Raw genomic sequence first — 26,339 nt, 5'->3', positions numbered from 1 at the left:
GTGCGACCGATCCCGACCGATCGGGAGATCACCCGATCGCTCACCCCACAGGCATACTTCAGGCGTAGAACTTCTCGAATCTTCCGCATCGGCAATCTCTCGGCGGGCATCGGACCTCCCATTGCGTCAACCGCAAAAGGAGGGACCTTGCCCCGTTCAGATTGCCGACAACGCCCCCCGTCTCACCCTATCAACAGGGTGGCCGCCTTCGTTCGGATCGGGTGGCCGCTTTCGATCGGAATCGGTGGCCGCCTTCCGTCGGAATCGGTGGCCGCTTTGCCTCGGATTCCGCACGAAGCGCGTGTTATCTTCTACTATGGGATTCGGTCGCTGCCGCGCCCGTACTCATTGATCGGGGCTGAGCTTAACGATCACTTTGGCTTCGCCGTGTACGATCTGGTTGAAACCGCGAATGCTTACTTCCGCCAAAAGCTGCATGAGCTGCTGGAGCGGATCTGAGGGGCGAAATGCAAAATAGGTCGCATGCCGTGATGGCTCAGCGGGTTGAGGCCGCAGATAGTCTCGACAACTTCCCGACGCCACCATGGGCCACAAGAGCCCTCCTTGAGCATGTGATTGCCGATGCGGGTCCCTTTCGGAAGCTGAGTTGTTTGGAGCCGGCGTGCGGGGCGGGACACATGGCGAAGCCGCTCAAGGAGTACTTCGGGAAGGTGAAGGCGTCAGACGTCCACGCCTACGGCTATGGCTCTGTTGCCGACTTCCTAGCCGCTCCCTTTGAGGCGGGCTCTGTTGATTGGGTCATCACCAATCCTCCGTTCAGGCTTGCAGAGGATTTCATCAAGCGAGCGCTGATCGGGGCCCGACATGGTGTGGCCATCCTGGCGCGGACCGTCTTTATTGAAAGCGTAGGGCGTTACCGTGAGATTTTCGAGCAAACACCGCCGACCAAGTTCGCCCAATTTACTGAGCGCGTTCCGATGGTAAAGGGCAGGCTCGACCGAAAGGCTTCCACCGCCACAGGCTATGCCTGGCTTGTTTGGGAGAAAAGGGCCAAGCACCCTCCACGATTGGCGTGGGTGCCACCCTGTAGAAAAGCCCTTGAGCGGCCGGAAGACTACAAAAACTAGTCTCCGTCCATTTCGAGAGTGGTGCTTTCTCCAGTCTCGGTATCCGTGGCCTCGATCTCGACAGATCGGCCGTACCGCCGAACGCTGTCCACATCGTACTCCTTATAGCCCCGCTCGCTGTCGTGCACCTCGATCGTTCGACCGGATCGAATAAGTTGGCCTCGTTCGATTTCGATGCTCGAGCCGGTGGTCGCGTGGGTGCCGTCCCATGCGAATGCTTGAGTGCAAGTAATGGACGCGGTTACTACCTGACCGGAAAGGAAGAAGAACATAAAACAACTAAGTGCTTGATTTTACTGGCGCACCCCGACACGATTCGAACGTGTGACCTTTGCCTTCGCAGGCCGGCGGTCACCCGCGACGAACTCATATAGGTTGCCAAGGATTGAATGAGCCTGATGATAAGTGACTCAATGCTGTGCGCCTCCCCTGGTCGTCAGTTGTCTAATGCCGTAACCGTTTGAACTTGAAATAGTTTTCGTCGTTGCTTGCTGCCGATACCAACAAGAATACCAACAAGCGGACGCGTCGTTAGCTGGCAAAAATAAAAACAGTAGGCGTCCTGGCAGCAGGCACATCGCACAAAAGCGAGCCGAGAGCGATCTGCCATGGTCAATCAAGCGGGCACTCTCCCTATTGCCAAGCCTTAGCGAGGAGGTAGAATCCGCAATATTTCGCAGCACTCATGATGTCGGCGTGATGCGCTGAATTTTCTATGGGGGTCTCCCATGCTCGATCCTGCTACGACCGCCCTTTTGCCCGCGGTGCTGGACGAGGTCTGCAAAAACGTTTCGCGGACCGAGACCGATACCCGTACCCATGTGGCCTCGAAAATTCTGGAAGCCGTGACCAGGGGCGCCAGATCTGCGGACCAGCTCAAGTCGATCGGGCGCCAGACTCTGTCCGACGCGCCGACGATGTGGCGTTAGGCGGAAGAGGGCGGTCAGGTGAACTTCCAGGTCACCGTGCTGAAGATCCTGGTAAGCTATCCCGACGGCTTCGCTGTGATGGCGGACCTCAAGCGCGACATGGCGATCCTGGCGACCAGCGGCCGCGACTGGGCGGATCGGACCAAGCGACTGGCCGCGCGCGTGCCGGACTTGGACATCTTCTCGCAGGCGCTCATGGAGCGTCTGAACGGCGGGTGGCGCATTACCGAGGCCGGGCGGGCGTTGCTCGCACTCATGGAAGCTCTTCCGCGTGATCCCGAGCCGGCGGCCGAAGAGGCTTCGGCGGCGCCGCCACGTTCCTCGATGCCGCTAGGGCTTCCCACCCAGATGAACGGGCGCCGGCGCGAACGTCGCCAGCGTCGACGCACCGCCCGTGAACGAGCCACGGCGAAGGCTTCGTGAGAAGCCTTGCGGGCTTCAGCCCAACACTAGAGGAACGAAGCACACCTTCTCGATCTCTTCGATGCAAGTTGTCAGTTCTTGGCCTTCGCTGCCATTGAAGCGGTGCCGCGACACGTCGGTTCAGACGGGCAGATGGGACGTTTGCAGCCGAGCGCTAGACCGACGCTTTTGACCCTGGCTGGGTGAAAACGCCATTGCGCTGCTATAATTCTCTCGATGATTCTCGGGAGAGAATTGATGAGGCCGCTTCATCGAAGAGGCGGATCGTGGGCAATCGACGCTGCTGCCCGAATGCCTCGATGATTTCATTGACGAAGGCAACCCGGTCGCGTGATCGACGTGTTTGTCGATGCGCTCGATTTGGCGGAAATGGGCTTCGATGGGGTGGACCCGGCGGCGACCGGACGGCTGTACCATCCTTCGGTGCTCCTGAAGCTTTACATCTACGGTTAAGCCGCCGTGACATCGCTCTTGGGATCGGCGGCAAACGATCCGGCAGCTAGGCGTTCCTCCGGTGTATTTGCGAACTGGGAACAACCGGCAATCGGGGGGCGTTCGTCTCCAGCTCCGGGCAGTGTCTCGGAGCGGACGCGTAGAACTTCCGGCCTCAGAATCATCCTCTGTGGCCGGCTTTTTGCTGCGTTGCAAGACTTGGCACCTTCGGCCGGTTCACCCTCTCGGGCCTCCTGCACGGTGGTGTGATGGGCATTGTGTGAAGTAGTTCACAAAGCGGCAGGCATCGCCAAGCATAGCGTGCGCGCTCCAACTGGAGGAAGCGCCATGAACCTTAACTGGACGACCTCTCGATTGTTCGCACTGACAGCCGTTGTTCTGGCGGCTGGTGTTACGATGGCTATCGGCACTCCTCGCGGAGTGTCTGAGCCGACTTTGGGACAGGATTGGCAATGCAGTCGAACCTTGCTGCTCGTGACGACGTGTTCTCACTCGAGCGTTCGGCCAGAATAAGCTTGCAGCTTCCGAACGGCCCAGATCGTGGGCCGAACATGACTGGCCCCGAATTTGCGGCGTATGCCGTCGTCGCACTCGCAGCTCGGATGGAGAACCCCGTCCCCGAGTTCGCGATGACCTGCCACCCGCGCCGGAATCTGGCGCTGCGCTATGCCGAAGGCTCCGCGGCAGCTCCCGTCGCTCCCATCGCCCAGCAGGGCAAATCCAGCGGCAAGGACGAACTCAGAACTGGATAAAACCTGGGGGCAGGGTCAGTGGGTGCAACACCGGCTGCTCGGCAAGGACGGGAAGAAATCCAAAGACGTCAGCGGCATTGCCTGCTCGGCCACCCAGGGCTTCGCGCGCGAGTGTCGCGTCATTGACGACAATCTCCAGGAAGCGCAATTCGTCACGGTGAAGGACGGAAAGATCGTCGCGGGCGATGCGGTCCGGCATATTCACGAAACCTCCAAGAAGAAACCGCTTGAACTCGATGGCGAAGGCGTCGCTTATGCTGACGGCTATTTCTACGTCATCGGCTCCCATGGCCCGCGGAACAAGGACAGGAAGCTTGATCCGCGTCGACGCGGCCAAGATCAAGGAAAGGATCGCCGCCAGCAGCCAGATCGTCCCCTTCCGCGGCGCAAACAGTCGGGGCGCTTCCACGGTCGAACGCACCGACAAGCTGCGGGAAGTCATTGCGCTCCTTCATTCGCTGGAACGTGCTCCACCAACTAAGTGTATATTAAAATCAGTGGTTGACCTTTTGCCTTCATGATCCTCTAAAATAGAGCCTTTGATGCTGCGTTTCAGGATTCGAACACATGCAGTCGCTGTGGCTTCGCGTGGAACAATTGGACGAGCAGAACGGTCGGGTTGCGCTGTTCGACGTTGCCTTCCCCCCGCAGGGGCATGAACCGATCATTGCGAACGATTTTCCACTCGGCAAGGTGCGCGAGCAGGGCTGGACGGATCGCGAGCAGCAGATGGCATTCGCCGTCGGAGCCCAAATCGGCCTATTTGAGGATTTCGGACACGAGCTTCGCTCTCTGCTGGATGCTTCTGTTCTTGCCCGATGGGAAGAGAAGCGGGTTGCCGAGACGCGAACCTATCTTGAGGTCGTCAGACCGTCCGATGCGCTCCGGCAAGGCGGCACCCAACTGTTAGCTGACCTGCCATGGGAGTATCTAGCAGAAAAAAAGCAAGGCGGCGCTATCTACCGCTATTTCGCCGACAGGCAGAAACCGATGCTGCGGGTTCTGACCGGCGGAGGTTCGGCACCCGGTCCGCTGCCCCGCCAACTTAATACCATCGTCATTACCGGTGAGGCGATCGACTGGAAAATCGGAGGTTTCCCTGGAGACGACGCGGGCGCGGTATTGCGAGAGTTTCAGCGCTCAGAAATATTCGCCCATGCGGAGTTGCTGCAGACCCCGTCGCTCCCGGCGCTGGGTGCAGTGTTCGATAGGCTCAATCCGGAAATTGTCCACTTCACCGGCCATGGAGAACTGTCTCCCACGACAGGGAGGCCGGCATTAAAAATTAATACGCCTGGAATCGGCCAGGCATGGTGGTGGGATACCGCCGGAATCTACCAGTTTTTTTTCGATAGGGTGCACAAACCGCGCCTGGTGGTACTGAACGCGTGTGACAGTGCGCAGCCGTCCGGCAGTCTTTATTCTCTTCTTGAAATGCTGATGACAAGCGGCATTCCGGCCGTGGTCGCTGCGCAGGCACCGATTCAACAAGCGGTGACGTCAGAGCTTTCGCAAATCTTCTATCAGGAGTTACTTGCCCGCAAGACAGTCGACGTAGCGTTAATGAAGGCGCGCGTTCAGATAGGCCAACGGAGCAACGGAGCGGGTTGGGAATCGCGCGATTGGGGTCTCCCTGTCTTATGCGTTTCGATTCCACCCGAAGAGCTATTTCCCGAGCCTACGCAACAACACGATCCGATCGCGGTCCTGCACCGTTGCGCCGTGCTCAAGCGCTTCATGCGAAGCGATCGTCTACCAGCACCGTTTGTCGGACTAGGTTGGGCGGACCAGCGATGGAAGGCCCTTGAATGGTTGCGGACCTCGAACTGCCTCGTCATTAAAGGACCGCATAACGGCGGAAAATCCTGGCTTGTGATGCGAACGTTGCGCGATGCGATCCAAATCGGCCACCGCGTAAAATATGTCGAGGTCTGTGGCGGCAGGACTATTTCTGTCAATTATCTCGACGTCCTGTCCGCGATCGTGGACGCCGATACTACGCAAGTTGGGTCGGAAGTGCACGCTGCGCTGGATGGCGACGCTTTCAAGGAATTTGTTGCCGAGCGCGACGCGAACAGTTCAGTCGAACGCATTATGGATGCCTTTGAACGAGGCCTACGACAAGTCACGAGGGAACAGGAGCTCACAATCGTCTTGGACGAATTCCAGCGGGAAGCGGCAGCAGTAGAGACTTTGCCGGCCAAAGAATTCACGACCATCTTGTTGCCGCTTTGGATGAAGATCGCGCAAGGCTCAATCAAAAATTTGCGCCTTATCATCGCGTTGCGGCAGGACCTGTTTGAACAATACGAGCTCGCTAGACTTCCTGGAGAGCCTATCGAACTTCAACTGTTTAATCAGAATGACGTGCCGATGTTGTTCCAGGAACTTTGCCGTTTCTACCGCAAGCCCGATCTCGACACGATCCGTCAAGTCGCGCTCATCCGCATCAAAAACGAGCCGTGGGACGCGTCCGAATTTCGGCTCTGGGGCCAGTTGGTCGAAAAGGAGGTGGTTCCATGAACCTCTACCAGCTGAATCTTGATAGCGAGCAGCGGCAACGCCTTGAGGAATTACTCAAGGATAATGCAGCGCTGCGAGATCAAATTCTGTCGCCACGAGAGAGTGGGGAGGACCGAGCGCTCCGCATTCTGAGTATCACGCGTGCGTTTGATTGCCCGATGTACGAGACCGTGTGCGGGCAGTCCGATAGCGGCTTGCCTGCATTCGACGATTTGATTAAGAGCCCGGACGTGCAACGCGTACCGAGGGCGGATGGAAAATTCTGGATCCGCGAAGCTGTCCAGAATTACGCACGCTCTTATTGGAGCGATCATCCCGAAGAATACGTGCGATGGGCAAGGGAGTTTGTGGCGTGGCTCGAGAAAAACAACGAGGATCCGGCCGAGCGGCTGGCCTTGCTATTGCGCTTCGACGTAACCAAGGCCTTGCGTCTCCTAAAGGCCGAGTTCGAAAAGGCAAATGATCGCGACGACCTCACCCTGTGCCATGCGCTGACGCAACAGGTTGAGGCAAATTTGACGAAAATCGAACCGTCTCTTCAACCCGAGTTTGCTGCGATCGTCGCACGATATCGTGGCCGAGCTTGGTTCCTGCGGGAATTCCACCGAACTGTTGGCTATTTTCCCCGCCGCGTTCTTGAGGCCGAATTCAAAAGACTGATCGAGAGTGACGGCTCCAAATGGATTCTTTATCTCTCGGCGCCGGGTGGTATGGGCAAGACTATGTTCGTGCAGCACATGATCGCACGTGACTTGCTTAAAAAGCATCCATTTCCTTTCGTTGCGCGCATCGACCTCGACGACGTTCAAGTGTCGGAGATCGCCAAAACGCCCTGGCTCGTCGCGATTGAAATCGCTGAGGAACTCGACGAGCAGCTCACCATGCGGATGTTTTCCGAAGGTGAAGGCTTTTTGTCGGACGTAAGATCATTCAGTCCGTTGCTCTATCGGCGCGAAACCAATCGCGGCCAAACCCTCACCGATGTTCAGCGCTACAACCTGAGAGCTCTCGCGTCCGAGCAGTTTTTTCGTTGGGACGGATTTATCAGCCGCTGCATGGAATTGCCACGGGATCGTCCGCTGGTGGTCTTCATCGATACGATCGAAGAGGCTTCACTGCACTGGCCCGCCGAATTCCGGAAGGTATTGGAGCGCTTCGAGGATCTTCGTGCCGCACTGCCGCAGTTGCGGCTGATCTTGTCAGGTCGTTACGCGCCATCCCTTGAAAATGACCCACGATATCCGGATAAAAAGGGCCATTTCTATCAGTACGACGACAGATTAAAGACGCAAACCAGTTTCGTTCGTCTTGAGCCGCTGGCTCCTTTCGAGGCCATCGCCTTCATTCGCAACCAGTTGCCGAACGTGGGCGGCAAGCTGATAGACATAATGGTTGCTGCCGCCGCGGGCAACCCGTTCAAACTGTTTATGCTTTGCGAGACCGTCAGCAAGAATCCGGGAATGACGGCAGAACAACTGAAAGAGTACGGGCCTGACGTCGACGTGGCCTATCTCATCAAACGTGTCATCGAGCGCATCCCGGTGGCGGATGAGCTCGGCCTGCGCTGGGTATTGAGGTACGGAGCCGTCCCCCGCCGGCTAACGCGGTCGTTTCTGCAAGACGTCCTTTACCCGTTACTGATCGACGCCCTGAGTGGAAAGATAGAGGAAGCGAAGGAGGACATACCATCGCCCAAGGAACGAGAGGCGTGGCTGAAGAACGCGGATACAATGCTCGATCCAGAGCATCTGTGGGAGCGTTTGTCACGATATGCGAGCGATCATAGCTGGATCTCGCTGCAGAGCAAGGATCCCAATACTGCGACACTACATCCGGATGTCGTCCAGCCGATGCGACGATTGCTCAAGCAGCAGCCGATCTTCAGCCGGATTCATCGCGAGGCAGTGAATCATTTCGTAAAGCTGAAGTCGGAGAATCCGGATCGATGGGTTGAACTAACACTCGCGGAGTTTTACCATCGGGTCCAGCTCGGTGAGGACGACGTTCACGCGGTGTTGGTGAAGGCCTTGGATGAGCGCCCATCGCCGGACGATGCCGCCGACCGCCTGGAGATCCTCCGAGAAATCATCAAACCCGATGGAGATTTTTCCGGCGCGCCACCGGCGGCACTCGCGCGCGCCCATTACGAGATCGCAGACGCGATCGCCGTTGATGCAAATTTCGACTATTTGCCGCGAGATGGGCGGCGCGAGGATATTCGCAGAAATCTGGAAAAAGCTTTTGAGCTGAACCGGGATTCCGACGTTGAGTTACCCGCATTTGCCTTTAAGTGGCGTGATTTTCTCGATCGTAATTTTCCAAGCGACTTGGGTATATTGGCAGACCTGTGGCTAGTGATAAAATCAGGCGAGAGCAGGGCCCGCTATTGTCTGCTGCTGGCGGAAATGTATGGGCAAGGCAAGCTCTCGACACTGGCGTTTACGATAGGGGCGGCGATCTTCGGACTCGCCGACGGACGCGTTCGGTCTACACGCATTCCAGAGTGGGCGATTACAGAACGAGTGGCCTATGCGTACAAAAAGCGAGGGTTGTATCGACGCGCCGAGGACTATCTGCGACGGAGCAGCCGGAAGGCGCTGCCCAACCGAAAACACTTTGAGCGCATCCACCTCAGCCTGGTCGGGTTGCTTGTTGAAAGCAGCCGGTTGCGAGACGCTGAAGAGGAGATGGCCCCGGCAATCATCGCGACCACCCGACCAAGTCAGGAGTTGCTGTTCCTCAGCATAGAGATCTCCTTGCTCCGCCGCGACGCATGGGCGGCGCTTGCGCAGATTGAGAGCATCGCGGACAGAACGCATTTCCGGTTTCATCAGCTGCGGGGGCGAGCCCTAGGACAGCTACTACGAATTGACGACGCGGCAGCTGCTTTTGCCGATGCGACGCAGGCGGTTTTGAAGAACGAAACCCAGGCATTACTGAATGAGGTCCGCGGCGATGACTTGGCGTTCCGGTTGTTCGAAGCGGGACTTGCGACGGAACCGGCCAGCCCGTCGTCATCGCCGATCGCAGCGGCAACCGAAGTGGAACTAATCCGGGCATTTCAGACCCGCGGCAACGCGGCAGCGTGCGAAAAAATCATTAACGAACAGCTTTCCGACCGGCATTCGGTGTCCACGCGGCTTCGGGCTACGATTGCAGGCGTCACTTGGGGAATGCTTCTGCCTGCGGTTCTGAACAACCGATTCATTGAATTGCTAGGCACAATCGATGCGGCAAGGCGGCTTCGGCTCATGGAGCCTCCGGTCCTTCTTGGACAAGTCAATCCATGGCGAATTGGCTGGTTCAAGCGATGGGAGCTGCGGAACAGGTTGGGATCAACGCTTGGCGAGCAAACCGAAATGATGGATTGGGTTCGCTACGGCCGAACTCTTATCGCAATGGGAGATCACAAGAGAGCCAGTGCGGCTTTTGCCAACATCAAAGTCGGGCCCGGCGCGGGGGCCGCCGAACTGGCTATCTACCGGCAACGCTGTCTCGGCGACCCTGAGGCGCCGGCTCAGCCGCTTGAGTTCTGGAACGGGCTTGCCTCTGAACCGGCGCTTTACGTGGCGGCAGTGGTGGAAAATGCGGAGCGCGCCCTACGTCGATCGGAACGGAACTTGGCGGAGCAATGTCTGACTGCCGCCGGCGAGGTGCTAAGCACGAATTCCCTCCATCCGGTTCTCGCGGAACGCCACCGCGCCGCGCAAACTGCATTCGAGGACGCGGCAAGGCCGCAATCGGCCGATCATGAAGGCTTCAAGGGCGTAATCGAAGGAAATGCGTCGACGCTGGCGGACTTCCGCTGTGTACTTCTCTCCGTTGATGCCGAGCGAATTTCGATTGAGGCAGCGGGACATGCCCGCCAACTTCTCTCGACCCATGAAAATGAATCGCTAAGCTATATCTCCCGATACACCCGAGAACGTACCCCGAGGCGCTTGGGTCGGCATTTCGTGGCTACGTGGCCCGGTCCATTTGAAGAGATGCAGGAGCCCTTTGCCGGGTTGCTGCAGCAAGCAAAAATTGACGATGTCTTGTTGCTTGCACTCGCCGGCGCACCGCTCGTTGCGGTACCGTGGGAACTGAGCATCCCGGGATCGCTCGTGCCGATCCGCATCGGCAACGGTCGCGCTGAAGGACCTTTGGCGGAAGAAATCCGGCACCCTGAGAAATCGCGCCGTCTGGCGCAACTTCTCTCTCATCTAGACCAGCGGTCTTGGTCGCAACCAACAATCGCCAAATATCCTATTCCTTACACACCCTCATCAGAGCTGATTTCGCAGATCAGTGTATTGGATGAGCGGCTGCTTGCCAGTCATTTGTTTGGCGGCGATGTTTCTGCCGCGGCAGACATTATCTATATCATGACCGATATTGAAGACTCACCATCGCTACCGGAACCCTGCCTTCCCGGGGGAATGACGGGTGAAATGCTGGGTCGTGATCTGCAGCTTAGGTGGAAATCCAGATCGCGACCGTTCGTCGTCTTGCACGCGCCAATAAGTCACGGGCTTTCGCGGGCGCTTGATCAGATATTTGCCAGGAACCAGCTGGCGCAAGCTCTTGTGAACGCGGGCAACGTTTCTGGCGTGCTGGCGACGAGCTTGACGTCGAGGGGGCCGGATCAACAGGATGGATTGCTCGAGTCGTTGCGAAACGCAAGAAATGAGCTGGACGTCATGCGTAGGCTTAGAAAATCAGAGTTGTTTCCGAAGAATATTTCCGGGCTCGAAGAGATGCTGGGGCTACCGGCAACCGCTCTTTTCTTGCGTACTGAGTGAGGCCGCCGGGATGAATGCCGCTCTAGGGAGCCTTCTGCAGCGCAAGGAAGCAGAGTTGCGATGGAAGCTCACCAGTCTTCCGGAGGAATTGAACGAATGGCGCCAGCGCGCAGCGATCGAACACTCCCTGCAAAAAAATCACAGTCAGATCAGCCTGCTTTCGCTTCGTATCGAAAGGCTCCATGCGGTGGTCAAGGCCGAGTTTAACCAAGCCGTCGGCCGCGGTGAACTGTGGCTTCGGGCGACCAGCCTTGAAAAGAAGACGTTGATCGTCCATAGCGTATGGGATCAATTTCGGAGCCGCTTGTCGCTTCGTTTGGTTTCTCCGTTCGATACTTACCTCGCCCTCGCCGATGCATATGCCCGGGAATGCTACGAGCCGGCCTATCGGCAGTTACGCAATATTGCTCCCGATCAGCTATGTCCCGCCCCCTTGGTTACGTTCGATCAGCAGGTTTCCCCGTGGATGAAGCCTGACGGCGACACCCCGCAGCCTGACCAAGAGGTAACCGGGCTTTTAACCGCGACACAGTTCCAAGACGCGCTCGACCAGCTACCGCTTACGCTGGTTGGAGTGCCCTGGTCCTATCTTACCTATTTGCCACACATGGCACTGCTTGCGCATGAGCTTGGCCACGCCCTCGAACGCGGCGCCGGACTCACAGCTCGACTGGATCAGGCGATCGAAGACGCCGCATGCGAGACGGAGCAGCGTCGGGCAGGCTGGAAGGCCTGGCGCAAGGAAGTGTTTGCAGACTGGTACGGCTGCGCGATGGGTGGGCCGGCCTTTGTCTGGTCCCTGGCCGAATATCTCGCAAGTGACCAAGGACAAATCCGCCGGCAAACGCGACCACATGAGAATGGCAGTTGGACGCCATACCCCACCGCAACAGTACGAGTCTTGTTCTGCTGTCATAGTCTGCGGGTCATGGGGTTTGAAACCGACGCGAGCAGCATTTCCGCGTGCTGGTCGCAGGCCTATCCAGAGAATCCTCTGGAAGAGTTCAGTCGGGACTTTGAAGCGGTCGTGAACAGCTTCTGCGAAGTGTTCGATCCAAGGCAGCCGCAATTTAAGGCCTTCCGACGCCCAATGCGGGACGTTGCCATCATCATGGCTAATGTCTACCGGCAAGGCGGTGGGCTGCCTGCTCACGAACCAAAGCCGGCCCGCACCTATGTCGCTGCAGCCCGCCTGCTCTTGCAAAAGCCGCCCCCGAATGCATCGCTGCCAAGCGTCTGGCAAAAACTTCGTGACCATCATGTCACGACACGACCTGGCGGTGTGGCAGGAGCTACGCCAGCGCTACCTGATATGGACGATGCGCAGGACTCTGCTGCAGTCGATCGTCTCGCAGCGATTTTGTTTGCAGACATTTGATACGGGCCGGTATCTTATTGGCCTTGCGGCGGCATGTCATTTACTCGGAGACGCACAGCCGGGTCGCCGAACAAGACATAGTTCCGCGCATCATTCCGCGCAACCCAGCGATTGGCGAGGACCCCCTCAGACACCTGCAATGGATCGAGATCCCGCGCGCGCTCCATGTCGGCTAGTTCCCCGGAGAGGACTGACCAGCGCAGGTTGAATTGATCCGTAGCTTGGCCGAGCCGTTCTCCTTTTAGGATCCGGACCATAACGTCGCGGAATTCCTGCACTAGCGGCACGCTGCGGCCGCCCCGAAACGAATAGGACCAAGCGCGGTCGACATGCGCCAATACCGCAAGGGCACCCGAAAGCAGCAGACGTTGTGGCAACCGGGCCGTAAAAGGCGTACTCGCAATCTTGATGGGGCGACCTAAAACGTCCCGTCCGTAGTCGTCGAAGACAGGGCAACCGCCACTGTAGCAGGCGAAAAAGAAGTGGATCAAACCGCCGAGCGTGGTCTTTTCATCCACGTCGGCCGCCGAATACATCATATTCGCGCTGACCGGGCCTCCTTTCCAGTCCTGGCAGATGATCGCTCCCTGCCGTTCCAGCTGACCGGGAGCATCGCACGGTATCGCCAGCCCATGGGAGCCAGTGAAAAGCAGTGCCGGCGGGCCGCCCTGATCGCCGCGCAACAACGACTTCAGATTAGCCTTCGTCGCGTCTTCGCCAAGCAGCGGCTTCATCTCGAATCTCTGTCGAGTACCGAGCGGCTTGACGTACGCGTTGCCGTTCACCAACGGCTGTGCAACCAGGTCATGTAGCAAGCCAGTTGCACGATCGCCCAGGTTTTTTGGTGCGAAAATCGCGACCTCGCGGCGTTGTTGAACAGCCGGGGCTTGCTCATAATCGATGACGTGTTGAGAATACTTGCGGTAGCCTTCGGCATCCTCGAAGTGAAGACGACCTACACCCCAATATGTATCGAGCTGGTACTGGAATTCGAAGGGAATAACCGACGGAGGCCCAACAATCGTCAGGTAAAACGGCACCCCTAGATTGGGATCGACTACGGAAAAACCAACATTGTTCTTGGTAAGCCAAGAGCGCGCCGTATCGCCTTGCCGGTATCCCTTGTCGCCCTCGAAAATCCGCAAGAGATGGGCAGTCCGGACCTGGCGCGAACGATGCTCGATCAATGGCTGCAGCGCAGCCCGCACCGCCGAATCTGTTTTCTCGGCGAAGATAATGCCCCAACCTGCCTCGGTAAGATTGTTGGCATCGATGTCCGATACGGCGAGCTTCTCGGATACTCCATCGGCCGCGCGTTGGATGACTTCCCTCGGCGGCGCTTCTATGCCTGACAGAACGCGTCGATCGAGCGGCGCCAGTGACTGTCCGCTTTCCCAGATGCCTATGGGCAGGGGCAATTCGTCGCTTCTGTCGGTTTCGCTCTCATCATCCATGGTTATGCCATCAAGGTTATTTTCCCGCGCCCGTTCGTACCGCTTCCCATATGGCGTGCGCTACTTCGGGCCCATCAATCGCCGAGTGTCCTCCGACATATTCGGTTGATTCCAAATTATAGATGCCGCCGGACCGGAACGCGTATGGTTCTGAGGCGGGGAGCATCACGATATCCTCGGCTTCTCGCACGCCTTGCATTCCCCAAGTCCCGATTCCACCAAATATCGGGAGCTGCTGCCCATCGAAAGCCACTTGCAGGGTAATCCCGACCGCCAATGGATACAGCGTTCCGACAGCTCCATCGTGCTTGGAGCGCGTTATGACGATCGGCCCGCGCACGGCCGGGCCGCGTAGCATGGAGTTGAAATATCCCGGTTTAGCGACCACGTCGATGAAGTCCGCGAAAGCCCATAGCGACACGGCGCCTTGGATCAAGACCACGGATTCCACAGGACGCGCCAACCTTGCGGTCCCTCCGGGACCGCCTAGAATGGATGAAACGACGATGCAGCCAAAGCTGTGTCCAATAAGATGAATGCGAGCGGCCGGACATTCTCCCTGGAGCGCCCTGCAGAAGGCATGCATTGCGTTCTCTCCAAGTCTCCTAGCCCTCTTTTTCATGGTCCAGAATGACAATTGGCGCAGCGGCGAGAGCAAGCCTGAAAGCACTGCTGACTCGGCGAAGTCGTCGCCTAGTTCTTCGGATACCTCAAAGGCCGCAACCGGGTCGAAATCCACGCCATCGCTGTCAGGAGGAGCGTCAAGCCCTCCGCTCTCGTAGCCGATCAGCTGGCTTAGTTCCCGATAGGCACGTGCCACATGCTCGGGCATTTGCACGGCACCGGCGTTTTCCTGGTGTTCGCGAAATATGGTACCCAGCAATTGACGAATGTCGTGCGAGCCGTTGTCGAAGAACTCGATGTATTTTTCCAGGATTTCTTCTTGCGACGGATGCTCCGCCGAGAACGACGTCGTGCCGAACGTTTCCTCGCCGAATGGAAGGCTTGGCCAATGCAATCCGATCCATAGCGGCCGGAAATCCGTACCCATGGCGCGCAGGTCGTCTTGCCGCGCCAGCATGGCGCCGAACCAGCGGTCGTATTGCGCCTTTGCCCCCGGAAGATCGCCCTTCCAGCCATGACTGGACAGGAAAATATCCGTGGGCCGATGGTCGCGTATTTCGGATAAGATGCGCGCACTCAAGAAAGTATGCGTGCCCGCAGTTGGGTCTTTGAGCTCGTCACCATCTTTATCGAAGCTGACGAGCCAGTAGGATGAAAGTGATCCAGGAATGTCACAGAGCGGCATGGAGTTCAGTTCCCGACACTACGTGGTTGGTGAAATACGAAATAAGAACCGGACAAAATCTAGGTGAGGCATCTGCACCCACGTGACTAATCATAAGCACATCCATAACGTGTGTCGCGACATTTTATGCGACCTAGGTTCGGGATTTAAGCCTCTGATCGCGGGTAGCTCCCCTGCATCGCGTGTCTTTGCAAGAGAAAATGGATATCAGGGACAGTTGTTCGCAAACGACCTTGCCCGCGAAGACGCGCCTGCGCCGAACGAAGAGTTCGAGGCGCTGACGGTCATTCAAATCAGGATCAATCATAGATGAAGCGGGAGACCGATGCCAAACAGTGACGGACGTTCCCCCTTAGGAAGAACGCCTCTCAACAGATCCTAAGCGCAAATTCCATCTCACCAGTGCCGATGCGGCCGCTTGAAAGCTCCTCGTCGGCCGTCGACCTGTTAACCGTGTCAACTCAGATCTGGGATCTGCCGCTGGTGGCATTTCGGGGCGCATTTGTGCCGCGTGCGCCAAGGATCGTAGCAAGCGGCGAGAAACAAGATCCGGCGTCCGCCGCGTAGGTTCCACAAGGGGCACCGGATCACATGGACAAGGGGCGGACGTCTCAGTTCGAACCGCCTGCTGCGTGCTAATCGGCAGGAATGCACGGGCGGTCGAAAGAATTCGTCTTGGCAAAAACCAGCTCGTTGCTGATGACGACGGAACGACCGGAGCTCCGATGCCCAGTTGAACTATGTCCGTCCTAATGTAGCGGTCGCGACTCGCGAGCGAGGAGCGCGGAACTGCGCTGATCGACATGCATGCCCTCGCGCGGGTCCTGGAGGTGCTTGAGGGCATGGCCACGCCTGTACGGGTGTCCATCGGGCCGCGCCTTCAACGGCCGAGACGGGCTCCCCACCTTGTGTCCCCACCAGTGGTGCAGCCAATTTAACTCTTGTGTTTCAGCTTAAGTCCGCCTGATGGACTATCTCAAATTCCTCCGTGGCGACGGGCACTATGCGCGGCCGGAGGCGATGATTTGGTGCGAGAACAATGGGATCGACTACATCTTCGGTCTGTCCCGTACCAAGCCGCTCGCCAGAAAAGTCGACGAGGTCGCCGACGACATCCGTACCCGACGCGCCATCGAGAACCTGCCTGTTCTGCGCGGCTATACCGAGACGCGCCACAAGGCAAAGTCCTGGGATCGCGAACGGCGCACCGTCGCCCGTCTTGAGGCGACGATGCTCGGTCTCGACATCCACTTCGTCGTCACCAGCCTCGATGCCGGCTCAGCCGAGTGGATCTACGACAGCCTGTATTGCGCGCGCGGCCAGGCCGAAATCTGATCAAGCTGCAAAGACGCAGCTTGCCTCTGATCGCACCAGTTGCCGTTCGGCGCTCGCCAACAAGGTCCGTCTCGTCCTCCATACCGCCGCTTATTGGCTGATGCTGACCGTGCGCGACGCCATTCCCAAAGTCCGGGAATTGGCCACCGCCGAGTTCGCGACGCTGCGTCTTCGTCTCCTGAAAATCGCCGCCCGGGTCGTCGAAACCGCAAGCCGCATTCGGCTCGCGTTCGCCGCGGCATGCCCGGAAGCCGACCTGATCCGCTGCTTGTCCAGCGCGCTGCTGCCGCTCGGTCCTTGACCGGCGGGGCCTCCGCCCCCATTCGCCCAACGCATCCCTCAAGCGCGTTGCAAAGTACGGGTCGTCAGGCGGTGAAAAGCCGAAGGCAATCCTGTGCGCCTCGTTAACGGAGGTGTTGCAACCGCATCAATCGCATCAAACAACCGCACTCTCACGAATAGGACGGGTTAATGTCCTCGCTGACGCTCGCCACTTTTTCTTCCTACGCCATCTGCCTGACGCGTCAGGAAAAGGAATTGGCAAGCCATTGCGCACAACCAACAGATCACGCTTGGTGTGCAGATACACATCGAACATTCTACAGGCCCCCCAGCCGCCGTCAGAGTATGGTATGGCGGGGAGCAGAAATGGCAACTGCTCCGCCCGGCCACGATGGACAGGCAAGCCGCTACAGATTGCTGTGGTTGGCATGGCGGGCACAACGGAGGCGACGACGCGGCCAAGGTCTCACCGTAAGGACCTGCGATATCGGAGTTCCGCCCAGAAGCGGACATTCGGGCTGGCCTTCAGCAAGTCCGCTTTGTGCACAACACACATTTGCCGTGTCGACCGCGAACCATCAGCGAATTCACCGGAACGCCCGCCTAGGTGGGCTGACCGCGTCCAGCAGTGGTTCGGGGCAGGGCGCCTGCGACGGGTTCATGCTGCAGATCTCGCATTTTCCGTGCGGTGTGGAGGACGTGCTTCACGGACTTGTGCCGGAGCTGGAGCACCGACTGGGCTGGTGTATCGACGCAGACCATCCCGCCCTTAGACCGTGGGCCGACGACCACGGGCGGGTGTTGCCGCTCGACAACAGCTTGCCCCGCGACCACAATCGGGGCCGGTTTCCGAGAGGGAAAAATAGATGAGTATTCGTAGTGCTATTGGCGCAACAGCTGCCTTGGTGTTCGCCGTAACCTTAGCGTCGGGGGCGCGCTCGCTCAGGCGTCACTCCGACGAAGAGACCAAGCGTTGGAGGAAAGCCGCTTGTTCAAGCGAAGCCGAGCGCGCCGACGGGCTGCAAGTTCGTCGGTACGATCAAGGGGACCAAGCTCTGGGCAGGCGACTGCACGGCGGCGGCCGAGCTAAGATCAACCACTACCAGCGACGACGCACCCCCAAAGCCGCTGCCCGCTGAGCCAACGGTATCGCTTCCCAAAGAGCAGCAATAGAGACGTCGCCCTGTACGGACTTGACGGCGAGTTCTCTGATCCAGTCGGCGCCATAGTCGATCGGCAGGCAGCATCGATCCGGACTTCAGGCGAAGACAGAAGTTTGTCGACAAGCCGATTGTCGCGAGCCTCACCGGCCGTCAGGGCCGGCATCAAGCGTCAACGAGATACCGGGGCGAAATCCGAACGGCAGATGCAAGAGGACGTACAGGCCGATACCTTCTCCGATGACAAGCAGCCAAAGCAACTTCGTATTGCTTATCAGAGCCAGAACCAAGCCAACGCCGATAGCTAAGAGAAGGCTTAAAGGTTCTACAAATGACGTTACAAGCACCACAAAAAAATGACGGTATTTCGGCCGTTCAAATTGTCCGATTGGTTGGCCCAGGTGAATATGAAATCAGCAAGCCGTCTACACGTCTTGGCATTTGGCTTTGCAATTTGTTCGATTCAGATTTCCAGCGGCTGGGGTGATCAAATGAAGGGCGAAGAACGCGGGGAGGCAATCAAGAAACGGCGAAAATACTTCGACGAAATAAACGCCTTCTACAAGCGGTTTGACTCCATCGTTGAACCATATATTGGCATGCGCCAGCGGCGGCGATGGTTTTGACCGTTAGAAGCGTTTTAGTTTGAAGTCGGCGCGATCAGCCGGTGAACGGCGAGAGAGATAAGCAGCCACTTGATTAGCGAACGAATACTCCCGCGTGTCGATCAGATCGGATTCTGGTGGCCTCACTCGCGTCGAGGCGACAGCTTGCTCTTCAACAAAAATCAGGATGTCGGGGTAGCGTCCAACTTCGTCGAGTGCATCCAGGAGCAAGACGCTCTCAACGATTACCCCAGGAGATCTGTCCCGTGTCGCTTCGACGACTGAGAATGCCGCAAGGCACTCTGACTGTTCTCTCAACATAGTTCAACGCTCGTCAGCTTGTCGAAAGCTGAATGTCTTAGTTGCTGCAACCATTCGATTGGGCTGAGAGGTCGCCTTGATTTGCTCAGTCCGACATGGAGTAGGAAATGGATCCCTTCGACGCAGGGCAGGCTCAGCGCGGTGACGGCAGCACTCCCGAATCTTCCGAACGCGAGGGACGGGAAGGTGAGGAGGCGCAGTGGGTTGGAGTCTTGACCCACGCGGTGCTCGCCGCTGGCGATCCGGCATCCCTCGGGGACTCTGCTCCTGCGGAGGGGGGGCACGACCAGATGCTGGAGGAGTGGGCTGCCGAAGAGGGGCGGAACCCGCTCGAGGATCGGCAAGAGGCTGTAAGGCGAGTGAATGCTTGGAATCAGGGCGAGCTGGATCTTAGAATGTTGCGCCTCACCAGCCTGCCTCCACTTCCGGCCGGGCTCTACTTGCTCGACGCGTCCTTCAACCGGCTGACCAGTCTGCCCGAGACCCTCCCTGACGCGCTCGTTTCGCTCAATGTTAGGGGGAATCAGCTGGCCAGCTTGCCCGCGCTTCCGGCCGAGCTCGCCTTGCTGGACGTGTACCACAATCGGCTCACCAGCCTGCCTGAGACCCTCCCAGCCGCGCTCGAGGGCCTCAACGTCGGCCACAACCAATTGACGAGCCTGCCCGAGACCCTCCCGGCCAGGCTTGAAATACTTGACGTTAGTGAAAACCAGTTGACGCGTCTGCCCGAGACCCTCCCGGCCGTGCTCGAGGGGCTAGACCTTAGCCAAAACCAGCTAACCAGCCTACCTACGGGCTTGCTGACGCAGTTGGGTGCTGATGCCGAGATAATTCTGTCTGGCAATCCGCTGCCCGAGCAGGTGCTGACGAACCTGGACACAATCCAAAGTACCGATGGGTATGCCGGCCCGAGGGTCCTCTTTCTGCCCAACGAAGGAAGTGAGTTGTCCGAAACGGACCAAGGTCAGTCGGAGGAAGACGCCGCTGTGCAGTTTCTTCCAGAGACGGTAGCGGACTGGCTCAACCGGGATCCGAAGGAGGGCGATCCGGAGGTGGTGGCCAAGTGGCAGAGCTTTGCGGAAGAACCCGGCGCCCAGGAATACGCAGACTTCCTCAACGGGCTGCGGGCTACCGTGAACTCTGGGAACGAAGGATTCCAGCAGGCGGTGGCCAATGATCTGCGGCAGGCGGCGGCCAACCCGCAATTGCGCGCGCAGTACTTCCAGCTTGCTCTTGACGCCAACGAGAGCTGCGAGGATCGCAGAACTTTGACCTGGAACGGCATGCAAACAGCAGGCCTGATCGCCAACGTCGAGAGCGGGCTCTATGACAATAACGAGGGGGTCGCGGCCCTCGTTGATCTAGGCCGTGTCATGTTCCGCTTGGACGCACTGGGGGGGATCGCGCGCGAGAAGGTCCAATCGCTCCTCACGGACGACACCATCGACGACGTCGACGAAATCGAGGTCTACCTTGCCTATCAGGCCAAGCTGCGCGAGCGGCTGGGGCTGCAGCACATCGCCCCGGACATGAACTATTTCAACGTCTCTTACGTCACCGAGGATGACATTAACAGGGCTGAGACGTCTGTGCGGAGCAAGGAGGCGACGGGGTTCGCCGATTATTTGGCGACGGACTGGAAACCTTGGGACGATGTGGTGCTCCGCATTGAACCCGAACACCATGCCACGATGGAGAAACAGCTCGCCGATGCCTTGGAGGAGGAGTTCCCGGGCCGACTGAAGCAAAAGCTCGTTGAAGCCGGACTGATCGGCGCTGAAGCCGATGTCGTTGCGGATGCCGAGCGGGAGTTCGGTCCCCAGGTCAGCAAGGACATCGCTCGCGAGATCAAGGGTGCTCTGAGGGACACGGTGCTCAACAAACGCGGCCTTGGTCTGTGAAGCGGCGTCTGCTGCTTCACAACGCGGTCCTTCATCCAGATCGAAGGATCAAGCAACTGTCTGAGCGAGGTATTGGTTCAACCGCAGCGCGCGGAAACTGAAAACTGCGACGGCTGATCATCCATTATGCTGTGAAGCGGCAGTAGTTCTTTGCTTCCGATGGCGAATGGCACCGTCGCTGTTTCTTGGGGAAGCAATCAGATAGGAGAGCAATGAATTACGTTGATAGCGAATGGTCTGCAAGAGCCCGAAACTCAACTCTTCCATTATCGGGCGCGGAAGCGCCGTACACGCCGGGATGGTAAATGTTAGCCGGGCGAGCGGTTTGGCGGCCAGGAAGAAGTTTGGTCGGCTGGCGATCCAGCGCGCGCTATCGGGCGAGAGGCCGCCGCCCGGCACGACGCAGTGGACGTTGGAGGACTTAGCGTGAACGCTCGAGAAGGTTCGCGAGCCAGGGATATTGATCCCATTCAAGACGAACGGGAGTTCGTCGATTTGCACGGAAATCTCGGCAGTCGGGGACGACGCGTCACCGGCGGCGAATGAACGAAGAACTCCGCCGCTAAATAATGAAAAATAGACGATCTTCAGTGCCTTCGCGCGCGCAACGTATTGCGGGATCGATTGAACGCGCCGCGAGCGGTGACAGGATCGGCAGCGCCGGCCTTGCGATCGCGTACACGCGGCTGGCGGACGGCGACCGGACCGATACCGGTCATCACCTCGCGCTCCGGCAGGGCCGTGGCGGATCGCCGCGCCGGTGGCCGTCCGCGGTCTTCAAATCGGCATGCTGGCCGAGAAAGTCTGCAACCTCGGCTTCGACCGCCTTGGCGAGAAGGGCACGTGGCCCGTTGCGCAAGACTTCTGTGAGCTGATCCTTGGGGATTCCTGGCTGAATCGTCAGACCGTATGTCCGCCTCTGCCGGTGAGGTGGTCGCTCCGAGAGTGACGAACTCGACGGTCTCGAAGCTGCGCCATGGCCCGCGCCGATGGATCACCTCGGCCTTGTAGAGGCCGTTGAATGGCCCAGATCCAGACCCAGTTGCATCGGCTCGCAATATTGGCTTTTTCTCCGCACGTCCTCTCTCCCTCTTCATCGAAGGACGGAATCGTGCGGCCGACGCCTGATTCGTTCCGAGAAGCTTCAGAACAACGGCAAGTTCGTTGAGCCCCTCGCGGTCCATACGTGCAGTTCTCAACCATCAGGCCAGCCCGCCGCAAGGCGTCTCCCCTCGGAGGCTTACTGCGCTGGAGCAGGCACTACATGATCGACGGCCGGTCTATCGTGGCGGGCTCGTGCACCACAGCGACAGGGGCCGCCCAATTCTCGCCGAAACCATCAACACAGCAAGGCCAGGCGTCCCTCGCACCTCAACTCGTGCCCCCTGGAGCTCAACCGTCACAACGGCTGCTTCCGGCGACCCCGGTGGGCTCTGCGGCCGCCGGCAGCGCCGATTCCGATACCACCGGCACGAACGACAGCGTGTCCGCCGAAGCCGGCAGTACCAACTGGCCCAAACGCGCCCGGCGCCGCCAGTCGTGCACCTGCTGGGGCCGGCCCCCATGGCGACGCGCGACATCTGTGACAATCGCCCCGGCTCGAGGCTTTCCGCGGCAATCTGTGCCTTCAAGTCGTCCGACCAGCGCTTTCGTCCTGCGCCTGAGTACACTTCGATACGCGGTGACAACGGTCGTCTTATGTCGTCCGAATGGTCGTCCATTGTGAGCACCCTTGCAGAAGGTGACTCTTCGAATGGGTCGACTGGTTCAATAACCGAAGGCTCCTGGAGCCCATCGGAAACATCCCGCCGGCCGAAGCCGAGCTGAGAGCACCGCTAGAGAGACCGTTCAGATGTCGGGAGGTGACCATGAGCGTCAAGATCACGCCTGATCACCTCAGCCGCGCCGCCGTCGTCTATGTTCGCCAATCGACGCTGTCCCAAGTCATGGGAAATCTCGAAAGCCAGCGGCGGCAATATGACCTGGCGCAGGCCGCGGAAACCGCCGTATTTCTGTCGGTGACGGTCATTGACGACGATCTTGGCCGCTCAGGTTCCGGCAGCACTCAGCGGCCTGGTGGCGGCTCGGCCATACTCCGCTGCAAACGTTGAGGCGCCCGGCCCGGACATCATCATGAGGCGCTGGCGACCTCGGAAAGGACCGTGACCCCAGCGAAGACATCAACCAGCCCGAGCGATACAATGCCTGGCCGGCAAACTACGTATCAGCCGCGCTCGCGCCGTCTCCGCAACCCTGACCAACTCCGACGGCGCGAGCGCTACCGTCGTGCCGTCGGAAAGTTTAAAAGGTGATTGACAACAATCTGCAATTAAAGGGCCGAATGACAGTTCGGGCATGAAGAGTGGGTTCATGCGCGCCGGCCGCCGCGGTCGCTTTTACGTCATGATCCCTCCCTCTCCGTGGTCAATACCAGGCCGGAATAAACGTGATTCGGCTGGCTTCGCCGCGCTTCCGACGTGGCTTTACCGTGAATTCTACGTCCCGGTCGAACGCCGTCAGCATGCGCAGCAGCTCTCCCACTGAACCAGCTTGAAGTGGCCGCGGAGCGGCTTGGACAGATCGGGTTGCTTCATCTCGCGACAACCGCATCGTGGTGGACGATCCGGTATCCGGGCATGCTGTGGCTGATCGAAAGCTACGGCGTCGAACGTGTCGACGCTGCCTGCCATGTATGGCGGCTACCGTTTAACAAGGACTTACAGAACGCAGCGCTGAGCTCGCCACGGTGGATTACGAAGTTCCTGTGACCCTCCGCAGCCCGGGCATCCAGCCACTGCCGATTGTAGCCGCGCTGTTCATCGGACTTTACGTGGCATGCGGCGAACTCGGCGTCATCCAGCGTTGCCAACTGCCGCACATCTACGGGCCTGTTCGTATGGATGTGCACCCACATCGGAGACGACTTTGCAGTATTGCTCAGCGCCTTGGGCTGCAGCTCAATTTCGAACAGCTTCCCTTGCCCGCCCCTCAACGAGTGTACATGCCGAAGCGTCAACTCGTTGGCATCCCGCAAGTGTTCAAGGTACTTCTGCGACGGAAAGGAGGAGGTCTTCATGCAATCCATCATAATAGTGCCCTTTCGGTCGTTCAAAGAATTGGCCACTCCCCGCGCCTCGGACAACTTCTTCTTGAGCCGGACTGCCTGGTCGTGCACTTCGCGCATTTGCGCAGGCGTGAGTAGGAGGAGTAGACGAGGCTCTGCCAACGTCCGCAGACAGACGTCCATCTCGGCAGCTTGGGTCTGCAGGAGCTTGACGATGGTCTCGACGGCGTGTTCGGCGTCCTCGGGTTTCATATTACGCGCTTCTGAGGCGATCCTTTGCTGACCAGCCAGATCGAACTGCAAAAGTTCGTCCAACCGGTTGAGCAGTGGCCTCAGCGCTTCCTTCGAGTCTGGAGCCTGCCAGATCGCCAAGTGTGCCGCCGCCGCCGAGGCCACCGCATTCGCCGCCTCCGCACTCACAAGCGTCTTCGTACCTAGATCCGAGCGCACCAGAACCTTGGCTGCTGGTCTCGTGTCGCTGTCGACCGCAGAGACTTGCGGCTCCGGCAGCCTGGCCGAACTCTCGGCCGCAGCGGCCGGTTTGTGCTTGCCTTTTCCTTTCCTGCGCCCTGCAGTGCCTTCGGCCCATGCAGCGTTGCGGGCAGCGGCGGCCGGTATCGCAGCGCCAGTGTCGGCCGGCGATGCAATGCTGGCTGATGGCTTCGGCTGCAGTGCCAGGAAGTTCATAACCTCCTGCGCAGTGATCCATGCCTCCTCCACGATCTGGTCCAACGATTCCAATGGGAGGTCGGCACCTGTTCGCTCATCCCTCAGCTTGGCAACGATGTCGTGCAACGCCAATCCAAATTCCGAAAGCCGTTCGACGACTCCTTCCAGAACGGCGCAGTGCTCTGCGTCGAGCGGCCGCCCTTTTGTAACAGCGTCTTTTGTTGAGATGAATGCCGGAAAAACGTCGCCTATGAAGGTTCCCAGCAGACGCAGTCCCCCGTTCTCACCCGTGAGGATCTCGCGCGCCGCTGCTTCGCACGTGCTCGCCAGCGGCTCAAGGTCGAACTTCGCGATATCGATCCGCGATTGCACCTGCATGATCTTCAAATTCAGTGTCCAGCCGGCATGCAGCCGCAGTGCGGTTTGGCCCTGCTGCATCTGAGCCGTTGTACCTGGTAAGTTGATAGTGGCGGCGCAGACGGACCGCGTCTGTTCGTAGCGCTGAGTCTTCTTGTCCCACCACTCCATGCAGGCTACTTTGTGTTTCCGCACACTAGAAGCCGCTTTGCTCAGCTGGTCGGGGCTAGCGGTTGATCGCATGCCGTGGAACACGTCGGAAGCGTACTTCCTGCGCGTTTCCAATTTGTAGATTGTCGGAGTGGCCAGCTCATTGTATTGCTGCGCCGCCCAAAGCGTCTGCTCGCGGAGTTCACGCGCCTCATTGTCGGACAGAAACGTACGGGCCACAGCCGGGGTCAGGCTCGCGTAACCCGCGAGAACTGCTGAGCCTGCATTGACGAGACGGTCCATCCGCTCTTTCCAATCCTCAGACGAGTTACAATCTTGCTTGGCCGCATAACGAGAAGCGTTGAGCTCATTAAGGAGGTCGCCCATTCTTGAGATGATTTCGTCGCCTGCCGGCGAAATGGAAACCGTCAGACTCGAACTTGGCGACTGGCTCGCGACCAGCGCCGTGGCTCTACGCTCCGCCACTGAAGGAAAACCGCGCCGCCGCACAGTGACTGCGCCTGGCGCAGGGACTGCGTGTAGCGCAGTGTCAAGGTGATCTGCGCTAACGCAGGCGTCGGAAGACTTATCGGCAACGTCATCGGCGGCACCGCGCCCACTGCTAGCAGAGGACATCCCTCTATCCTGAGGCCTAGAGCGCATCCGCTCCACGGCGGAATCGAACAGTTGGCTGCCTTCCCCAGGGGAGTCCGAACTGCGCGGTCCCAACGTGCTGTCACCAACACGACCATACATGAGGTTGTACTCCTTGTTTCGCATTGAGTTCAGGCTGCGTAGGCCCCGGTTGGTCCAGATAGGCCGCTTGGCTGACGATCAGCTGACGAAGCTTGACAGCAGGGACACGAAGCGCTGTCGTCCCGACGAAGGTCCCGCGCCAGGAGGATGTCCCACTTGGTGAACGCTTTCAGCAGTGGCCGACGCAGGCAGCCTGTGCAGGGCATTCCTCGCGATCGCCGACCTGTGGTCCTTGAGGTCGCATAGCGTTCTGCTGCTCATCTAACCATCGGCGCAAGCAGCTGATGAGCAAAAGGCGCTGGATCCGGATGACGATCCGGAGGCCTCAGAGGAAATCAACGCTCTCTATGGCGAGGGATCTGCATTTCATAGCGAGCACGGCGTTTATATCGACGGTGTCGACGAGAATACCGCGAGACTGCCGTCTGATGAGGCAGGCGTTCCAGCGTCAGCACCATCTGGTGGACCGAAGGCGGGCTGACGCGGAAATATTCTTGCATGTCGGTTTCGGCCGGGGGCCTGCGATGCAGTCGAGTATAGAGATGGATAAAAGCCAGATACTGCCCCTGCGTGGGCGTGAAGGGTTTTGTGGAAGGACTCACGCCAGCCATCCGATTCAGTTGTTTGTTCGTGCCTCGAACGAGGA

Annotated in this window: 16 protein-coding genes and 7 pseudogenes; 13 read left to right on the top strand and 10 right to left on the bottom strand. The window is 58.7% G+C overall.

The genetic code is table 11. The annotated features are described in order from the left end of the window. On the top strand, window positions 1-459 hold a 459-nt coding region (locus GWG67_RS33385; RefSeq protein ID WP_275173748.1), incomplete at its 5' end, for a hypothetical protein. Between the two features lie 179 nt (window positions 460-638). Beyond that, on the top strand, window positions 639-1,088 hold the full coding sequence (locus GWG67_RS33380) for an SAM-dependent methyltransferase (protein WP_275173740.1): 450 nt from the start codon (window positions 639-641) through the stop codon (window positions 1,086-1,088). Here the strand turns inward: GWG67_RS33380 and GWG67_RS33375 are convergent. Further along, a complete protein-coding gene (locus GWG67_RS33375) occupies window positions 1,085-1,360 on the bottom strand; it encodes a DUF5334 family protein (RefSeq protein ID WP_275173739.1) in 276 nt (91 codons plus the stop codon). The two genes, GWG67_RS33380 and GWG67_RS33375, sit on opposite strands and share 4 nt — an antisense overlap. A 456-nt stretch (window positions 1,361-1,816) precedes the next feature. Here GWG67_RS33375 and GWG67_RS33370 point away from each other — a divergent pair, with 456 nt between their 5' ends. From GWG67_RS33370 to GWG67_RS33355, 4 genes and pseudogenes are all read left to right on the top strand, one after another. Next, window positions 1,817-2,017 carry a hypothetical protein gene (locus tag GWG67_RS33370; protein ID WP_275173738.1) on the top strand — a complete coding sequence of 67 codons (201 nt, stop codon included), beginning with the start codon at window positions 1,817-1,819 and terminating at the stop codon, window positions 2,015-2,017. A gap of 18 nt (window positions 2,018-2,035) precedes the next feature. After that, window positions 2,036-2,440: a hypothetical protein gene (locus GWG67_RS33365; RefSeq protein ID WP_275173737.1), complete on the top strand. Its 405-nt coding sequence runs from the start codon at window positions 2,036-2,038 to the stop codon at window positions 2,438-2,440. A 250-nt stretch (window positions 2,441-2,690) separates the two neighbouring features. Next, window positions 2,691-2,890: pseudogene (locus GWG67_RS33360) on the top strand (IS5/IS1182 family transposase); the annotation flags it as partial. Between the two features lie 591 nt (window positions 2,891-3,481). After that, window positions 3,482-3,645: pseudogene (locus GWG67_RS33355) on the top strand (IS3 family transposase); the annotation flags it as partial. Here the strand turns inward: GWG67_RS33355 and GWG67_RS33350 are convergent. Beyond that, window positions 3,632-4,087 (bottom strand): hypothetical protein, encoded by a 456-nt coding sequence (locus GWG67_RS33350; RefSeq protein ID WP_275173736.1) that lies wholly within the window; start codon window positions 4,085-4,087, stop codon window positions 3,632-3,634. The pseudogene GWG67_RS33355 and the gene GWG67_RS33350 overlap by 14 nt on opposite strands. Window positions 4,088-4,212: 125 nt before the next feature. Between GWG67_RS33350 and GWG67_RS33345 the strand changes: the two genes are divergently transcribed. The 3 genes from GWG67_RS33345 to GWG67_RS33335 are packed head-to-tail and all read left to right on the top strand — an operon-like array spanning window position 4,213 to window position 12,330. After that, window positions 4,213-6,168, top strand: coding sequence for a CHAT domain-containing protein (locus GWG67_RS33345; protein WP_275173735.1), 1,956 nt, complete (start codon window positions 4,213-4,215; stop codon window positions 6,166-6,168). After that, complete coding sequence (locus tag GWG67_RS33340; protein WP_275173734.1) at window positions 6,165-10,952, top strand: hypothetical protein; 4,788 nt, start codon at window positions 6,165-6,167, stop codon at window positions 10,950-10,952. The genes GWG67_RS33345 and GWG67_RS33340 overlap by 4 nt, the downstream gene beginning before the upstream one ends. Window positions 10,953-10,962: 10 nt before the next feature. Further along, a complete protein-coding gene (locus GWG67_RS33335) occupies window positions 10,963-12,330 on the top strand; it encodes a hypothetical protein (RefSeq protein ID WP_275173733.1) in 1,368 nt (455 codons plus the stop codon). Window positions 12,331-12,344: 14 nt separating this feature from the next. Here the strand turns inward: GWG67_RS33335 and GWG67_RS33330 are convergent, their stop codons facing one another. Both GWG67_RS33330 and GWG67_RS33325 read right to left on the bottom strand, forming a co-directional pair. Further along, window positions 12,345-13,784 carry a hypothetical protein gene (locus GWG67_RS33330; protein WP_275173732.1) on the bottom strand — a complete coding sequence of 480 codons (1,440 nt, stop codon included), beginning with the start codon at window positions 13,782-13,784 and terminating at the stop codon, window positions 12,345-12,347. A 16-nt stretch (window positions 13,785-13,800) separates the two neighbouring features. Further along, on the bottom strand, window positions 13,801-15,093 hold the full coding sequence (locus tag GWG67_RS33325) for a hypothetical protein (RefSeq protein WP_275173731.1): 1,293 nt from the start codon (window positions 15,091-15,093) through the stop codon (window positions 13,801-13,803). A gap of 984 nt (window positions 15,094-16,077) precedes the next feature. Between GWG67_RS33325 and GWG67_RS33320 the strand changes: the two are divergent. Further along, window positions 16,078-16,729 (top strand): annotated as a pseudogene (locus tag GWG67_RS33320) (transposase); the annotation flags it as partial. 1,497 nt (window positions 16,730-18,226) lie between these two features. Further along, window positions 18,227-18,496, top strand: a complete 270-nt coding sequence (locus GWG67_RS33315) for a hypothetical protein (protein ID WP_275173730.1) — start codon at window positions 18,227-18,229, stop codon at window positions 18,494-18,496. Window positions 18,497-18,499: 3 nt separating this feature from the next. On the opposite strand, the gene GWG67_RS33310 is transcribed toward GWG67_RS33315, so the two are convergent. Then, window positions 18,500-18,706, bottom strand: a complete 207-nt coding sequence (locus GWG67_RS33310) for a hypothetical protein (protein ID WP_275173729.1) — start codon at window positions 18,704-18,706, stop codon at window positions 18,500-18,502. 197 nt (window positions 18,707-18,903) lie between these two features. On the opposite strand from GWG67_RS33310, the gene GWG67_RS33305 reads away from it, so the two are divergent. Continuing rightward, entirely contained in the window at window positions 18,904-20,697 is a 1,794-nt protein-coding gene (locus tag GWG67_RS33305; RefSeq protein ID WP_275173728.1) for an NEL-type E3 ubiquitin ligase domain-containing protein, read from the top strand. Between the two features lie 309 nt (window positions 20,698-21,006). Here GWG67_RS33305 and GWG67_RS33300 read toward each other — a convergent pair. The 3 genes and pseudogenes from GWG67_RS33300 to GWG67_RS33290 all read right to left on the bottom strand — a co-directional run. After that, a pseudogene (locus tag GWG67_RS33300) lies at window positions 21,007-21,111 on the bottom strand (transposase); the annotation flags it as partial. A gap of 165 nt (window positions 21,112-21,276) precedes the next feature. Further along, window positions 21,277-21,601 (bottom strand): annotated as a pseudogene (locus tag GWG67_RS33295) (IS256 family transposase); the annotation flags it as partial. A 488-nt stretch (window positions 21,602-22,089) separates the two neighbouring features. After that, complete coding sequence (locus GWG67_RS33290) at window positions 22,090-22,287, bottom strand: transposase (protein WP_275173746.1); 198 nt, start codon at window positions 22,285-22,287, stop codon at window positions 22,090-22,092. Between the two features lie 278 nt (window positions 22,288-22,565). Between GWG67_RS33290 and GWG67_RS33285 the strand changes: the two are divergent. Then, window positions 22,566-22,775, top strand: a pseudogene (locus tag GWG67_RS33285) (serine recombinase); the annotation flags it as partial. 578 nt (window positions 22,776-23,353) lie between these two features. Here the strand turns inward: GWG67_RS33285 and GWG67_RS33280 are convergent. Next, on the bottom strand, window positions 23,354-25,240 hold the full coding sequence (locus GWG67_RS33280) for a hypothetical protein (RefSeq protein WP_275173727.1): 1,887 nt from the start codon (window positions 25,238-25,240) through the stop codon (window positions 23,354-23,356). 890 nt (window positions 25,241-26,130) lie between these two features. Continuing rightward, a pseudogene (locus GWG67_RS33275) lies at window positions 26,131-26,304 on the bottom strand (SOS response transcriptional repressor); the annotation flags it as partial. Window positions 26,305-26,339: the final 35 nt, after the last annotated feature.

Origin of the sequence: Bradyrhizobium sp. CSS354, from assembly GCF_029051725.1 — a bacterium.
In the GTDB taxonomy this organism is placed as follows: Bacteria; Pseudomonadota; Alphaproteobacteria; order Rhizobiales; family Xanthobacteraceae; genus Bradyrhizobium.
The sequence above is the reverse complement of the archived record's forward strand: the minus strand, read 5'-3'. Positions and strand labels throughout refer to the sequence as shown.

Coding starts and splice junctions, on each gene's coding strand:
- GWG67_RS33350 (WP_275173736.1), bottom strand. CDS start 4,087: ATGACTTCCCGCAGCTTGTCGGTGCGTTCGACCGTGGAAGCGCCCCGA.
- GWG67_RS33305 (WP_275173728.1), top strand. CDS start 18,904: ATGGATCCCTTCGACGCAGGGCAGGCTCAGCGCGGTGACGGCAGCACT.
- GWG67_RS33345 (WP_275173735.1), top strand. CDS start 4,213: ATGCAGTCGCTGTGGCTTCGCGTGGAACAATTGGACGAGCAGAACGGT.
- GWG67_RS33370 (WP_275173738.1), top strand. CDS start 1,817: ATGCTCGATCCTGCTACGACCGCCCTTTTGCCCGCGGTGCTGGACGAG.
- GWG67_RS33280 (WP_275173727.1), bottom strand. CDS start 25,240: ATGGACCGTCTCGTCAATGCAGGCTCAGCAGTTCTCGCGGGTTACGCG.
- GWG67_RS33380 (WP_275173740.1), top strand. CDS start 639: ATGGCGAAGCCGCTCAAGGAGTACTTCGGGAAGGTGAAGGCGTCAGAC.
- GWG67_RS33335 (WP_275173733.1), top strand. CDS start 10,963: ATGAATGCCGCTCTAGGGAGCCTTCTGCAGCGCAAGGAAGCAGAGTTG.
- GWG67_RS33315 (WP_275173730.1), top strand. CDS start 18,227: ATGACGGTATTTCGGCCGTTCAAATTGTCCGATTGGTTGGCCCAGGTG.
- GWG67_RS33375 (WP_275173739.1), bottom strand. CDS start 1,360: ATGTTCTTCTTCCTTTCCGGTCAGGTAGTAACCGCGTCCATTACTTGC.
- GWG67_RS33340 (WP_275173734.1), top strand. CDS start 6,165: ATGAACCTCTACCAGCTGAATCTTGATAGCGAGCAGCGGCAACGCCTT.
- GWG67_RS33330 (WP_275173732.1), bottom strand. CDS start 13,784: ATGGATGATGAGAGCGAAACCGACAGAAGCGACGAATTGCCCCTGCCC.
- GWG67_RS33325 (WP_275173731.1), bottom strand. CDS start 15,093: ATGCCGCTCTGTGACATTCCTGGATCACTTTCATCCTACTGGCTCGTC.